The sequence below is a fragment of the [Bacillus] enclensis genome, assembly GCF_001456935.1.
In the GTDB taxonomy this organism is placed as follows: domain Bacteria; phylum Bacillota; class Bacilli; order Bacillales; family Bacillaceae_B; genus Rossellomorea; species Rossellomorea enclensis.
In genome coordinates, this window is sequence record NZ_KQ758483.1 from 851814 (window position 1) to 865023 (window position 13210).

11 protein-coding genes and 2 pseudogenes are annotated in these 13210 nt (G+C 41.0%); 10 read left to right on the forward strand and 3 right to left on the reverse strand.

The features are described 5' to 3' along the window. Window positions 1–60 precede the first annotated feature (60 nt). The gene (gene map / locus AS034_RS11895) at window positions 61–804 is read left to right on the forward strand and encodes a type I methionyl aminopeptidase (protein ID WP_058298598.1); all 744 of its coding nucleotides are present in this window, start codon (window positions 61–63) and stop codon (window positions 802–804) included. A 46-nt stretch (window positions 805–850) separates the two neighbouring features. Here the strand turns inward: map and AS034_RS22865 are convergent, their stop codons facing one another. After that, a complete protein-coding gene (locus AS034_RS22865; protein ID WP_098151210.1) occupies window positions 851–1006 on the reverse strand; it encodes a DUF8096 family protein in 156 nt (51 codons plus the stop codon). 327 nt (window positions 1007–1333) lie between these two features. On the opposite strand from AS034_RS22865, the gene AS034_RS11900 reads away from it, so the two are divergent. The 7 genes and pseudogenes from AS034_RS11900 (at window position 1334) to AS034_RS11925 (ending at window position 9723) form a co-directional block, all read left to right on the forward strand. Next, window positions 1334–2128 (forward strand): 3D domain-containing protein, encoded by a 795-nt coding sequence (locus AS034_RS11900; RefSeq protein ID WP_032088525.1) that lies wholly within the window; start codon window positions 1334–1336, stop codon window positions 2126–2128. Between the two features lie 258 nt (window positions 2129–2386). After that, window positions 2387–2980 (forward strand): 3D domain-containing protein, encoded by a 594-nt coding sequence (locus AS034_RS11905; RefSeq protein ID WP_058298599.1) that lies wholly within the window; start codon window positions 2387–2389, stop codon window positions 2978–2980. 282 nt (window positions 2981–3262) lie between these two features. After that, on the forward strand, window positions 3263–4792 hold the full coding sequence (locus AS034_RS11910; RefSeq protein WP_058298600.1) for a glycine betaine uptake BCCT transporter: 1530 nt from the start codon (window positions 3263–3265) through the stop codon (window positions 4790–4792). A 260-nt stretch (window positions 4793–5052) separates the two neighbouring features. Next, window positions 5053–5130, forward strand: a pseudogene (locus tag AS034_RS23325) (YjcZ family sporulation protein); the annotation flags it as partial. Between the two features lie 154 nt (window positions 5131–5284). Then, window positions 5285–5911 (forward strand): lytic transglycosylase domain-containing protein, encoded by a 627-nt coding sequence (locus AS034_RS11915; RefSeq protein WP_058298601.1) that lies wholly within the window; start codon window positions 5285–5287, stop codon window positions 5909–5911. A gap of 139 nt (window positions 5912–6050) precedes the next feature. Next, window positions 6051–7343 (forward strand): globin-coupled sensor protein, encoded by a 1293-nt coding sequence (locus tag AS034_RS11920; RefSeq protein WP_058298602.1) that lies wholly within the window; start codon window positions 6051–6053, stop codon window positions 7341–7343. A 130-nt stretch (window positions 7344–7473) separates the two neighbouring features. Beyond that, window positions 7474–9723: an AAA domain-containing protein gene (locus AS034_RS11925; RefSeq protein ID WP_058298603.1), complete on the forward strand. Its 2250-nt coding sequence runs from the start codon at window positions 7474–7476 to the stop codon at window positions 9721–9723. 57 nt (window positions 9724–9780) lie between these two features. On the opposite strand, the gene selD is transcribed toward AS034_RS11925, so the two are convergent. Further along, on the reverse strand, window positions 9781–10833 hold the full coding sequence (gene selD / locus AS034_RS11930; protein ID WP_082641676.1) for a selenide, water dikinase SelD: 1053 nt from the start codon (window positions 10831–10833) through the stop codon (window positions 9781–9783). 203 nt (window positions 10834–11036) lie between these two features. On the opposite strand from selD, the pseudogene AS034_RS23410 reads away from it, so the two are divergent. Continuing rightward, a pseudogene (locus AS034_RS23410) lies at window positions 11037–11225 on the forward strand (Rdx family protein); the annotation flags it as partial. A 32-nt stretch (window positions 11226–11257) separates the two neighbouring features. Here AS034_RS23410 and AS034_RS11935 read toward each other — a convergent pair. Next, complete coding sequence (locus AS034_RS11935) at window positions 11258–11668, reverse strand: hypothetical protein (RefSeq protein WP_032088520.1); 411 nt, start codon at window positions 11666–11668, stop codon at window positions 11258–11260. Window positions 11669–11768: 100 nt separating this feature from the next. On the opposite strand from AS034_RS11935, the gene selA reads away from it, so the two are divergent. Next, on the forward strand, window positions 11769–13199 hold the full coding sequence (gene selA / locus AS034_RS11940; protein WP_058298605.1) for an L-seryl-tRNA(Sec) selenium transferase: 1431 nt from the start codon (window positions 11769–11771) through the stop codon (window positions 13197–13199). Window positions 13200–13210 lie beyond the last annotated feature (11 nt).

Consider the following 13210-nt stretch of genomic DNA (forward strand, 5'->3'; position numbering starts at 1 on the left):
AAAAATAGCTGGTTTAGGTATAGTAAGGGAAGATGAAATCAAATAGAGAAGGAAGATTGTATGATAGTAAAAACAGAAGAAGATTTGCAAGCATTAAAAGAAATCGGCCGAATCGTGGCAATGATACGGGAAGAACTAAAATCTCAAACAAAACCAGGTGTCACTACAAAAGAGCTTGATGAAATCGCAGGAAAGATGTTCACAGAGAATGGAGCGATTTCCGGGCCAAAAGGGGAATATGATTTTCCCGGCTATACATGTATCAGTGTAAATGAAGAAGTGGCGCACGGAATTCCCGGTGACAAAGTGATTCAAGAAGGCGATCTTGTTAATATCGATGTATCCGGTTCGAAGAATGGTTATTATGCAGATACCGGGATTTCATTTCTCGTCGGGGAAGGCGACCCGAAATTGGCAGCTTTATGTGAAGCGGCGGTTAAGTCTTTTGAAGCCGGCCTTCATAAAGCTAAAGCGGGGTCAAAACAGAATGGCATTGGCAAAGCAGTCCAAAATGAGGCAAAACGAAATGGCTTTACGGTCATCAAAAATCTGACTGGACATGGCGTTGGTAAATCACTGCACGAGAAGCCGGATCATATCCTGAATTACTTCGATCCATGGGATAATGGGCTTTTAAAAGATGGGATGGTTATCGCATTTGAGCCATTTATATCAATGAAAGCACAGAATGTAATAGAAAAAGGCGACGGCTGGACATATATCACGCCTGATAAGAGCCTCGTGGCCCAAATCGAACATACCATCATCATTACTAAAAATGAACCGATCATCATAACTCAGTAAATAAAGAAGGGACGTACCTAAAACACAGGCACGTCCCTTTTTTGAATTACACGATTTTCGTTTTGCCGCATTCCTGGCATTTCCGATAAAATTTGCCGTCCAGAACGGTTGATTTAAATACGTTATTGCCGCATTCACAACGTCCTGCATGTTCGTCCGGTTCATCTCTATAGAGTACGATATTTTCTTCTTTATTTTCCACAGGTTTTACCTCCAAAGCTTTACAGGTTTCTCAACAAGTATAAATTGAAAAAAATAACTTGTTAAGTGTTTTCTCAATCTTCATTATTAATTTCCGGAAGAAGACAATTATCCATTATCAACCATGCAAACCATAATTAACTATTATTTTTGGTTTTTTATTCCTTTGGAAGATAATTTATACAAGAAAACGCTTAATATTACAGGTTTGAAATACTTCTGACGCATCTTTATAATTTCCTTGTTATTGTATTGAGATTTTACTATGTTAGTATTTTCCCTGTTAGCAAAAATAAATAGTGCTAGCTACATAAGGAGGAATTTTTCTATGAAACTAAAAAAATCGATTATTTCTGTAGCTGCTTTCACTACACTTGCAGTTTCAGGTGGTGCGAGTGCTTCAGCACAAGAAATCGAAGTCAAAAAAGGCGATACGCTGTGGGGATTGGCGAAGGAATATGGAACAACTGTTGATCAACTAAAAACTTGGAACAATTTAGGGTCGGATCTTATTTTTCCCGATCAAGAACTAAAAGTATCATCAAAAGAATATTATACAGTAAAAAAAGGTGATTCGCTGTGGGCCATTGCATCTAATTACGGGGTTTCAGTTGACAGCCTGCAAGGTTGGAATGCTTTAGAGAGCGACCTTATCGTGCCAGGTCAGGAATTGTTAATCAACTTGGATGATAAAACACCTTCAACTCCTGTAAATACTTCTGAGCAAGAAGAGGCTGCACCGGCACCTCAACCGGAAGAAAAACCAGAAGTAGCTCCAGAAGTTGAAGAAGCTTCAGCTGAACCGCAACAGGAGCAGGAAGCCGTTGCAAATGAACTATCTGTGGAGGCTACAGCTTATACTGCTGACTGTGAAGGATGCTCTGGTATCACTGCAACGGGTGTAAACCTGAAAGAAAACCCAGATGCAAAAGTCATCGCTGTTGATCCCGACGTGATTCCACTCGGATCTAAAGTATATGTAGAAGGTTATGGATATGCAACTGCTGAAGATACTGGAGGAGCAATTAAAGGCAATCGAATCGATGTATTCATCCCATCTCAAGACCAAGCGACTGATTGGGGAAGAAAAACGGTAAACGTTAAAGTACTTGAAACTAAATAATTCATATAGATCAACCCATTGGGATTTGAGCCCAATGGGTTTTTTGTGCAATTTCTTTCTCATTCTATCCAAGTGTTACAAAAGTAGGAACTACTGGAAGTTCAATGATTGAAAAACTCTCAATATTGCCAACTGTTACAGATGTGTCATCTAATTGTTATTTGATTATAAATAAATTGATATATGACTGAAGCATGTCTATGTTACCATTTCTTTTGTTGGTTTACTTATGAACCACAAAAGGAGGAATTTGACAATATGAAAAAAGTATTATTTTCCATTATTTCCTTCTCATTCATTCTTTCAATCGGTTTGATTTCTGCATCTGCAGAAGAAGACGATAACACTGAAAAAGCACTTAATGAGTATCATAATATAGAAAAAGGCGATATCCTGTGGGAAATTGCCAATCGTTATCATATTTCCATTGAAGAAGCAGTCACCCGCCAGGAGTTGCTTGAAAAAGGGATTACTGTGAATGAAGAAGAAGCTAAGAATGATGCTGTAAAAGCTGTAACTGAAGAAAAGAACAGCACGAATGAAAATAAATCAGGGGTCATTAAAGAGGTCGATGTTACAGCGACAGCCTATACTGCTCACTGTGAAGGCTGCATCGGAATCACCAAAACAGGTGTGAATCTTCTTGAGAATCCTGAAGCCAGGGTTATTGCTGTCGATCCTAATGTCATTCCGCTAGGCTCAAAAGTATATATCGAAGGATATGGATATGCCCGTGCAGAAGACACAGGCGGAGCGATTAAAGGGAACCGCATTGATATCTATATGGAACATGAAGATGATGCCCTTCAATATGGTGTTCGCGACGTAAAAGTAAAAATAATTGAAGAATAGGTAAAAGAGACGGTCTTTCAAAATGAAAGGTCGTCTTTTTTTTACCTTATCAGTCACCTGTCCAATCATAATCATTGAAAATTATTGGAATGAAAACGTTCTATTCGCAAATAATAGGTAAATCAAAGGTTATTGCTTGCATTCTTATGTTTATTTTTGATAGGGTAACAAATGTTGGTTTCGAAAGCGGAAAAGAGGGAATAAGGAAATGGGCCTATTTCTGTTTTTACTCTCCGCACACTTATTTAAAATACTTAAAACAATCAAAGAAAGGAGATTTTTATGAAAAGAATTTCAAATGTTTTTTGGATCACAGTTGTACTCGTTGCTGCAGCTGTAGCATATGGAGTGATCGCTCCAAAGTCTTTTGAGGACGTAACATCAAATATGCAGGAATTCATTACCTCTACATTTGGATGGTATTATCTAATATTAGTAACTGTCATCGTCATTTTTTGTGTATTCCTTATTTTCAGTCCTATGGGAACGATCCGCCTTGGTAAGCCCGATGAAAAGCCTGAATACACAAAAGGTACATGGTTTGCCATGTTATTCAGTGCTGGTATGGGAATCGGACTTGTATTCTGGGGGGCTGCCGAACCGCTTTCCCACTTTATGGCTCCGCCTCTTGCTGAAGGAGGAACCAATCAGGCAAATAAAGAAGCGCTTCGTTATACCTTTTTCCACTGGGGCATACATGCGTGGGGGATATATGCGATAGTTGCTTTGGCACTAGCATACTATAAGTTCCGTAAAGATGAGCCTGGGTTGATCTCAGCTACCCTGAGACCTATCTTTGGTAACAAGGTAGACGGGATCCTCGGTACGATTATCGATGTACTTGCAGTATTCGCAACAGTGGTCGGTGTTGCCACTACCCTTGGGTTCGGAGCGGCCCAGATAAATGGAGGGCTGTCATACTTATTCGACATACCGAATAACTTTACCGTTCAGTTCATCATCATTGCGATCGTTACTGTATTGTTCATGATTTCTGCGTGGTCTGGATTGAGTAAGGGAATCAAATATTTATCCAATACAAATATGGTTTTGGCAATTGGATTATTCATCCTTGTCTTTTTCATCGGTCCGACATTATTAATCCTGAATATGTTTACGGACACCATCGGGGCATATATTCAGAATATCGCTGCTATGAGTTTCAGGATTGCTCCATTGAATGAAGAGCACCGTTCATGGATCAACGGCTGGACAATCTTCTATTGGGCATGGTGGATCTCATGGTCTCCATTTGTCGGTATCTTTATTGCACGTGTTTCAAGGGGAAGAACGATTCGGGAATTCCTTATCGGAGTATTGCTTCTGCCGGCACTTGTCAGCTTCCTGTGGTTCGCTGCTTTCGGTACGTCAGCGATCGAGGTACAGCGGGCAGGAACAGATTTGACTCAATTTGCTACAGAAGAAGTCCTCTTCGCTGTCTTTAACAGTTTTGAATGGTCTACCATCTTGTCGGTTGTAGCCATTACACTGATCGGTACATTCTTCATTACATCTGCCGATTCAGCAACATTCGTACTTGGAATGCAGACGACATATGGTTCATTGACACCGCCTAACTATGTAAAATTAACTTGGGGAATTGCACAATCTACAGTGGCATTGATCCTTTTATATAGTGGTGGATTACAGGCCCTCCAAAATGCTCTGATTGTAGCGGCCCTGCCGTTCTCAATTATCATGGCACTGATGATGGTATCACTGTACAAGTCATTGAATCATGAGAAAAAGGAACTTGGCCTTTACATTAAACCTAAACCAAGGAAGAGAACAGAAGCCCACGAAAAAGTATAAGCTAAAAAAGCGTCCAGACCGGGTCTGGGCGCTTTTTAATATCTGGACGTTTTAATCAATTTTTCCGCTTCATCGAAGAGAGAAAGCTTATCATACCGCAAATTGGAATTAAAAACATTTCAAAACTCAACTGTAATGATTAACCTACAATTTGTCCTATACATACAGTAATATCGTAGTTAGATAACTGGAGGTGACTGATTATGTATGGATACGGATACGGCGGATACGGATGCGGATACGGCGGATACGGCGGAGCAGGATACGCGGGAGGCTTCGCACTAATCGTTGTTCTATTCATCTTGTTAATTATCGTTGGAGCAGCGTTTTGTTACTAATACCAATCAAATTGGATGATCCGAAGAGTTCAGAAATGACTCAATCGGGTCATTTTTTTATTTTTATGGTAAAAGGATATATTCTCTGATTGTATTAGAAAGATTCCCGTATTAAAATACATAATGGAATCACTTAGAGAGGAGGCGTACCAGCGTGACGAAAAAATATAAAAAGAAAAAGACTCATCATAAAAAGAAACGAGCCTCCCCCGTCAAAATACTAATGATTCCTTTCTTCATTTTGATGTTATATTTTTACCTTAATAACATAGCTCAACCAGACAAGCTTTCATTACTCGGAAAAGAAGAGGTGCCTTCTGAGTATTTGCCGATTTATAAAGCCGCTGAAAAAGAATATGGCGTCCCTTGGAATTTACTGGCTGCCCACCATCGTGTTGAAACTAAATTCTCCACAATGAATTCCCTTGTTTCACCTGTCGGCGCTGAAGGTCATATGCAGTTCATGCCATGCACTTTTGTCGGCTGGTCACATCCATCTTGCAGCGGTTTGGGAAAAGGAGATATCCCCGAGAAACAGAAAACCGATCCTGCCATCATTGAAAAATATGGAGGATATGGTGTCGATGCCAACGGTGACGGTGTTGCTGATCCATTTCAAATTGAAGATGCAGTATTCAGTGCCGCAAATTATCTTGCCCGAAACGGGGCGGCTGACGGTGAAATCGAACAAGCAGTCTTTGCCTATAATCACAGTGATGAGTATGTGGACGATGTTCTGTATTATGCTGAAAAATATATCGAGGAACCGAAGGGTAACTGACATCACCATCATACAAAAGTCCCTTTTTAGTCATAATCTTTTCAAAAAACACCCTCCTTACATGGGTGTTTTTTGATATAGTAAGTAGATAAGTTTTTTCCTTTAAAGGATATATTATACAGACAAAAGAGGGGTTTCCGTGCTATTAAAAAAGAGAAAGAGTGTTAAGGCAATTAGACTGCAAGAATCAGCTTGGAATAGTGATGTATCGATCAATGTTTCAAAGGAAATGGAAAAGCAGCTTGAAATGATTCAGCTGACCGAGGAGGACTTGACTGTTCTGAAAGCCTGCCATGACGTTGTAGAGGAAAATATAAGGGAAGTTGTAGACGGTTTTTATTTTCCAATTGAACAAAATCCCACCCTTACATCAATCGTGAATAAGTACAGTTCAATAGATCGATTAAAAGGTACACTCGCAATTCATATCACAGAGATGATGAATGGAAAAATCGATCAATCATTCATTGACAAAAGAAGAAAAATAGCAAAGATGCATATTCACATCGGGTTACCGACCAAGTGGTATATAGCTTCCTTTCAGAACCTGCAGATGACACTTTTTCAAGTACTGTTTCGTGCTTATTCAGATGTAGAGGATTACCATAAAGTGATCAAGTCAGTAACTAAGATCTTAAATCTTGAACAACAGCTGGTATTGGAGGCGTATGAATCCCAAAACGAACAAATGAGGGAAGATGCACGCCTGCTTAAGGAAAATGTCACCACTAGTGTACAGGAGGCTACGAATGGACTTGCAGCAATCTCGGAAGAATCAATGGCCTCACTTGAAACCATAACTGCGCGCATGGATCAGGTTAGTACGTTAAGTTCAGAAGGAACCGCAGCTATCGAAAAGATCGGGGAATTCTCAGTTGAAGGTCAAGAGAAAATGGGCCTTCAGAGAGACCATATGAGAAAGATCCTTTCTGATTTGGGAGAAATGTTGAAGGAAATCCATCAGCTTCAGCAAATATCCAACCAAATTTTTGACATCGTATCCATTGTACAGACCATTGCTGAACAAACAAATCTTTTATCCCTTAACGCCAGTATAGAGGCTGCCCGTGCAGGGGAACACGGAAAAGGTTTTGCTGTCGTGGCAGAAGAGGTGCGTAAATTGTCTGATCAGACGAAAAGTTCGGTAACGAATGTTTCAGGTCTGATATCTGGGACAAAGGAGCAGGTAGACAAGATCTCAAGATATATTACATCCGTGGAAGGTCTTGCAAAAACCGGTATGGTTTCTACTAATGAGGCTCATGTATTTTTTGAAGGGATAGTAGATTCGATCGACCAAAGTAAAGTTAAAAGCGAAAAGGTTGAAGGAGAAATGAAAGAAATCTCCTGGGCTGTCGAAGAAATCTCACAGGCGATCTCCCAATTGGCCCAGTCTGCTGACAAACTAAGCAATTTGACAACGGAATTATAACGAAACTCATAAGGAAATCGGAGGAAGAGCCGGTTTCCTTTTTTTATACAGCATTTTAACTTCACACCTTTAAGTGAAATTGTTATGATTAAACTTTGTGTGAATTTTTGTAACTGCAGGTGGTAGAACAATGAACATTACATCTTTAATAGAAGAGTGGAGGACCGCTCTTGAGATAGAAATAGCGCATTTAAGAAAACGTGATACTTCCGGGGTATTTATAGAAGAAGGAAAATGCCTCAGAAAGGGTGATGCAGCTTTCATCTACTGGTTTACCCTTGTGTATCCTGTGTCTATTCCAGAAGGAGGGACGGTTACGTTTGAAACCCGGGGAAAAAAACTATCCGGAACAGTGATCAGCTCGGAAGAAAGGGAGTGTGTGATTGAGTTTGAACAGTTTATCGGAGACCCCATTACATCGGGGACGCTCTTTCACGATCAAGGAGAACTGCTTGAAAAGCTGATTGAAAGGCTTGAAGAAGCAAAAGAAAGACATGAAAAAGCACTAAGAATCAGGGATATAATGCTCCCGCCCAAAAGCACTTCACATAACAAAACACCAATCAAAAGCACCCTGCATGAAGCATACTTAAGGAGCAAATACAATCCGGTAACTTATCTGTGGGGGCCTCCAGGAACAGGTAAAACCTACACACTCGCCCGTGTTGCTTCTTATCATTATTCGGAGGGCAGGCGCATTTTACTATTATCACACAGCAATGCAGCTGTTGATGTATTAATAGAAGAAATGTATCATTTCCTGTCAGCTCACGACCGCTGGAAATCTGGAGAAGTCATCCGATACGGCATCAACAGGAAATCATATCAGGATGACATAACTGATCTGAATGTGATACAGCTGTTGGAAAAGCAGTACCCAAAGCTTGCAGAAGAAAAGGGGAAAGTTGAAACGTATAGAAGGAGATTGAGAAAGAAGTTGTCATTAAAATTCTCAAGCTACGATTCAGAACGATTATCCCAATTAGAAGTACACTACCAAAAACTGAAGGAACAACTGAAAAGAAAGGAAGGAACGCTTCTTGATGATGCAATGGTGATTGGTACAACCCTGAGTAAAGCGGCCATCGACCCGCTCATTAATGGTGAGGAATTCGACCTCGTCATTGTGGATGAATCAAGTATGGCCTATGTGCCGCAAGTGGCATTTGCATCGACGATGGCAAAACATATCATCATATGCGGCGATTTCAAACAGCTGCCTCCCATTGCAGGAAGCTTTCATCCATTAGCTGAAAAGTGGTTGAAGAATGATATTTTTCACCTCTCGAAAGTAGCGGATTCGGTTGAAAAAGGAAACGTAAATCCTCAATTACTGCTGCTTCCTGAACAAAGGCGGATGCATCCAAGCATATCTGCATTTACCAACCGCCACATTTATCACTCCCGGGTTGGCGATCATCCAGATGCTGCACAGATGAGAGACGGCATCCTGAGAAGTGAACCTTTCTCCGGGGAAGGTAGTATTTTATTTTCTTTACAGGAAGGATCTGAATGGGGAGAAACCGACCGGGGATCAAGATGGAACATCTTTTCAAGTTTCATCACTTTGATTCTCGTCATCAGGGCGCTGAATGACCCAGGCATTTCAATAGGGATCGTCACCCCCTATCGCGCGCAGGCAAGATGGTATAATCTGCTGATTCAAGAACTGATTGAACCCTTCTTCCCGAAAATGAAAACCAATCTTTATGCTGCTACAGTTCACGGTTTTCAAGGATCGGAAAATGATATGATCGTCTTCGATGCTGTAGATGGGACTGCGCATGAAAAGGTTGGTACACTCTTTACTAAGAAAGGAAGCGACAGGCTTATCAATGTGGCCGTTACACGTGCCAGAGGGAAGTTCATCCTGGTTGCTAATGATACATTTTTCAGAGAAAAAACAAATGTCAGACAGCCCATCCATCAATTAATTGACTTCCTTGTCACGAAAGGTACTGTTAAAAGAGGCATTGAAGTAGTTGACTCCAACAAAAGTCAATTAAAGAAATTCACATGGTATCCTATAACTGATACTAGAAGGATTCATAATGATCTCTTGGCATGCAAAAAGGAGATCATCATCAATGTGAATCAATTTAGCGACATACCAATCAAAATGTTAAATATTCTATCGGATGACAGAATTAAGGCAACGATAAAAATACTATGTAAACATGATGATCTAGGTAATCATGGTTTCACAGTAGAAGAGCCTGCGTCCATTATCCCGTTTATCAGTCTCGATAAGAAAGTCATATGGTTTAATTGCTTTCCGACTGCAGGACGGAAAAGGCACCCTTTACAGATAAGGATATTTTCAAAATTGGTTCATCAGAATTTTTTCAAGCTAATAAATAAAAACGCCCGGGAAGTCTAATCCCAGGCGTTTTTATGTGGCTTATTTAATTCTTCGTCTTCAGGGTTCGGATAGTACCTATTTGGTAACATAAAGGCGTTTATCTGCCTTCTCTGTGACTTCACCGATAATCCACGCATGGAGTGAACGCCTTTTCATTTCCTCCTGATACCTCTTAGCCTGTTCTTTCGGCATGCTGATCAATAATCCGCCTGACGTTATTGAGTCACAGAGAATTAATTGATCTTCCGAGGTCAGAACAGGGTCGAAAAGCACATCATCTTTCAACCATTGATGGTTGGCTTTCGATCCGCCAGGTATAATGCCTTTCAAAGCCAGTTCTTTCGTACCCGGCAGCTGCGGAATGGAATCATAGTTAATATGGAAAGTTACATCACTTCCGCCTGCCATTTCGAAGGCGTGTCCCATTAGCCCGAATCCGGTTACATCTGTCACGGCATTCGCAGGATATTCCCTTAGCACTTCAGATGCTTCCTTATTTAGCGTCCGCATTGCCTCCACCACTTCATTTTCCTGTACTTTGGTGACAGCCTGCCGTTTAATCCCTGTCGTCAAGATCCCGACTCCGATAGGCTTGGTCAATACAATGGCATCACCTGGCGCTGCACCTATATTGGTCCAGTACTTCCTTGGATGAACGACGCCAGTGACACTCAGTCCGAATTTCGGTTCCTGGTCATCAATTGAGTGGCCGCCAACTGTGACTGCTCCTGCTTCCGTTACTTTACTTTGTGCACCCGCAAGGATACTGGCAAGCACATCGCCACCCAGCTTTTTAATGGGAAATCCGACAATATTCATAACGGTCTTAGGCGTTCCGCCCATTGCATACACATCGCTCAGAGCATTTGCTGCAGCAATTTGACCGAATAGATATGGATCATCGACAACAGGAGTAAAGTAATCAACAGTTTGAACAAGGGCGATTTCATCCGTTAATTGATAAATCCCGGCGTCATCGGCGGATTCATTTCCGACCAGTAATTCTTCATGTTTTGTTTGAGGGGGCAGCTGACGCAAAACTTGCGCCAAGTCACTTGGACTTAATTTGCATCCTCAGCCAGCTTTTGAAGAAAGTGAAGTCAGACGGATGATTTCTTCTTTACTCATAGCATTCACTCCTTTATGTATAGGTACTCATATTGTACAGGAAAGATAATGGTAGAGGCAAAATATAAACAGGCCTCTCATTGTGATTTGCAACAATGAGAGGCCTACTTTAAAATGAAAGAAAATAGAAAAGAAAGGTGGTTTTCTTTATGGATAACCTGAAAATCAGGATTGAGTTCTGCCTGAGGTGAAACTACTCACCAAAAGCCGCGAGTTTCGCGGAACAGTTGTTTACCCATTTCAGATATGATATTCCAGAATTATTGCTAATCCCATCTTCTGGCGGAGCCTTTGAAATCACAGTAGGCGAAAACAAGATCTATTCCAAACTTGATACTGGTGTCTTTCCTGACGTAAATGACATCATTTCTAAAATTGAAGAGATGCGATAAACCTGAAAAGCCTGGCTGCTCCAGGCTTTTTCTTAATACATGGAAGGGCTGTCTTCATTGCAGATTCCCTGAACACGGATGACCAATGAGGTGTTTTCTTTACATTCCTGCTTAGGTACATTGATTTCAATTGTGTGGTGCTCCAAAGAATAGGTTAAATCCCGCTGCTTTAGACAAAAAGGAAATTCAACAAATCTGCTTCTCGCTTTTAATTCATTTTTCAATCTGATTGATATAATGAGCCGGTGATCTCTTTTCATCAAGATCAATTCATCCGGACAAATATTTTCTGTTTCCACTTCCACGATGAACGCATCTGTCGTGTCCAGGAAGTCAATTCGGAATTCTTTTTCATCTAGCCGAACTGTATCGGGATCCAACAGCCAATCTTTCATTCGCTCTTCCCAGTTCTCTAAATAAAAATCTTCCCTTTCCTTACTCATTTACATCTGACCCCTAACTTTCTCTTTTACACATTCTATTCTTTCTGCATTAATTGGTGAGGGTGTTATAATGGGGGAAAAGCAGTAAAGGAAGGTAATCATGAAAGAACTGCTGAGGAAGATACCCCCGATCCATGAAGCCCTTGAAACTGGCGGATTCAATCGATTTATCGAAATCAATGACCTTTCCTTCAATCAAGGAAAAGAACTGGTGAAAGAAAGCGTAACATCAATCAGGAAGTACATTCTTGAAGGAACTTGGGAGGGACCGCCTCCAGACACCCAAGGTTTTCTTGACGCAGTATTTATGCATGCGGAAAAAATAAAAAAGCAAAAATATTCAATATCTTTACATAGAGTCATCAACGCAAGCGGGACCGTCTTACATACGAATCTTGGCAGGGCCAGGATTGGGGCTGAAACGATTGAACATATAAGCAGTGTTGCAGGTTCATATAATAACCTTGAGTATGATATTGATGAGGGAAAAAGAGGAACGCGCCACACACATGCTGAAAAATTCATTTGTGAATTGACTGGGGCAGAGGCTGCTATGATCGTCAATAATAATGCGGCAGCTGTATTCCTCATACTGTCTGCTCTGGCGAAAAATAAAGAAGTGATTGTGTCCAGGGGAGAACTCGTTGAAATTGGCGGGTCATTCAGAATTTCTTCGATCATGGAAGAAAGCGGGGCAAAGCTTGTAGAAGTGGGCACGACCAATAAAACTCACTTGAAGGATTATCAAGGACATATTGTAGAAGATACTGCGATGATCATGAAAGTGCACCAGAGCAACTTTGTCATGAAAGGTTTTACATCCGCTGTTGAATCGGAAGAGCTTGCAGGGCTGTCAAAAGAGTATGATCATGTCCTGTATTATGAAGATTTAGGCAGCGGGGCACTTTTTGATTTTTCCCAATATGGCATTGGAGAAGAACCACTCATAAGCGATGTGATCGAGAAAGGGGCCGACCTCGTTTCCTTCAGCGGGGATAAACTGCTGGGCGGTCCCCAAGCGGGGATCATAGCAGGCAAGAAAGAAGCTGTTGATCTGCTAAAAAAACATCAGCTTGCACGTGTACTGCGTGTTGACAAAATGACCATTGCAGCACTGGAAATGACCCTTCTTCACTATTTAAAAAAAGAGGAAGATAAGATTCCTGCCGTATTCAGCATCACCCGGCCGAAAGAAGATATCCATCAGCAATCGATAAAACTGGTTGATCAGCTTAAACACCGGAACGTTTCATTCATTCTTGAATTGAGTGAAGGCATAAGCAAGGTAGGAGGCGGGACCATGCCGGAAGTTGAACTCGATACATATCTTGTTTCTGTTCAACATAATCGTGTTCCTGCCAATGAAATTCATAAAAGATTAAGAAAGCAAGATCCAGGAGTCATTACCAGGATACACCAAGATCGCATCTTTATCGATCTCAGGACCGTTACACCTGAGGAGCATGACGAAATCCTGGAAGCTCTCGTGGAACTAAATGGTCAAATTGAAAATGACTTACCTTTCAGCTAAACAAAAAAGGC

Bases quoted from the DNA above. Each gene is read 5' to 3' on its own strand.
- map (WP_058298598.1), top strand. From the start codon at position 61: ATGATAGTAAAAACAGAAGAAGATTTGCAAGCATTAAAAGAAATCGGC.
- AS034_RS11900 (WP_032088525.1), top strand. From the start codon at position 1,334: ATGAAACTAAAAAAATCGATTATTTCTGTAGCTGCTTTCACTACACTT.
- AS034_RS11905 (WP_058298599.1), top strand. From the start codon at position 2,387: ATGAAAAAAGTATTATTTTCCATTATTTCCTTCTCATTCATTCTTTCA.
- AS034_RS11910 (WP_058298600.1), top strand. From the start codon at position 3,263: ATGAAAAGAATTTCAAATGTTTTTTGGATCACAGTTGTACTCGTTGCT.
- AS034_RS11925 (WP_058298603.1), top strand. From the start codon at position 7,474: ATGAACATTACATCTTTAATAGAAGAGTGGAGGACCGCTCTTGAGATA.
- AS034_RS11935 (WP_032088520.1), bottom strand. From the start codon at position 11,668: ATGAGTAAGGAAAGGGAAGATTTTTATTTAGAGAACTGGGAAGAGCGA.
- selA (WP_058298605.1), top strand. From the start codon at position 11,769: ATGAAAGAACTGCTGAGGAAGATACCCCCGATCCATGAAGCCCTTGAA.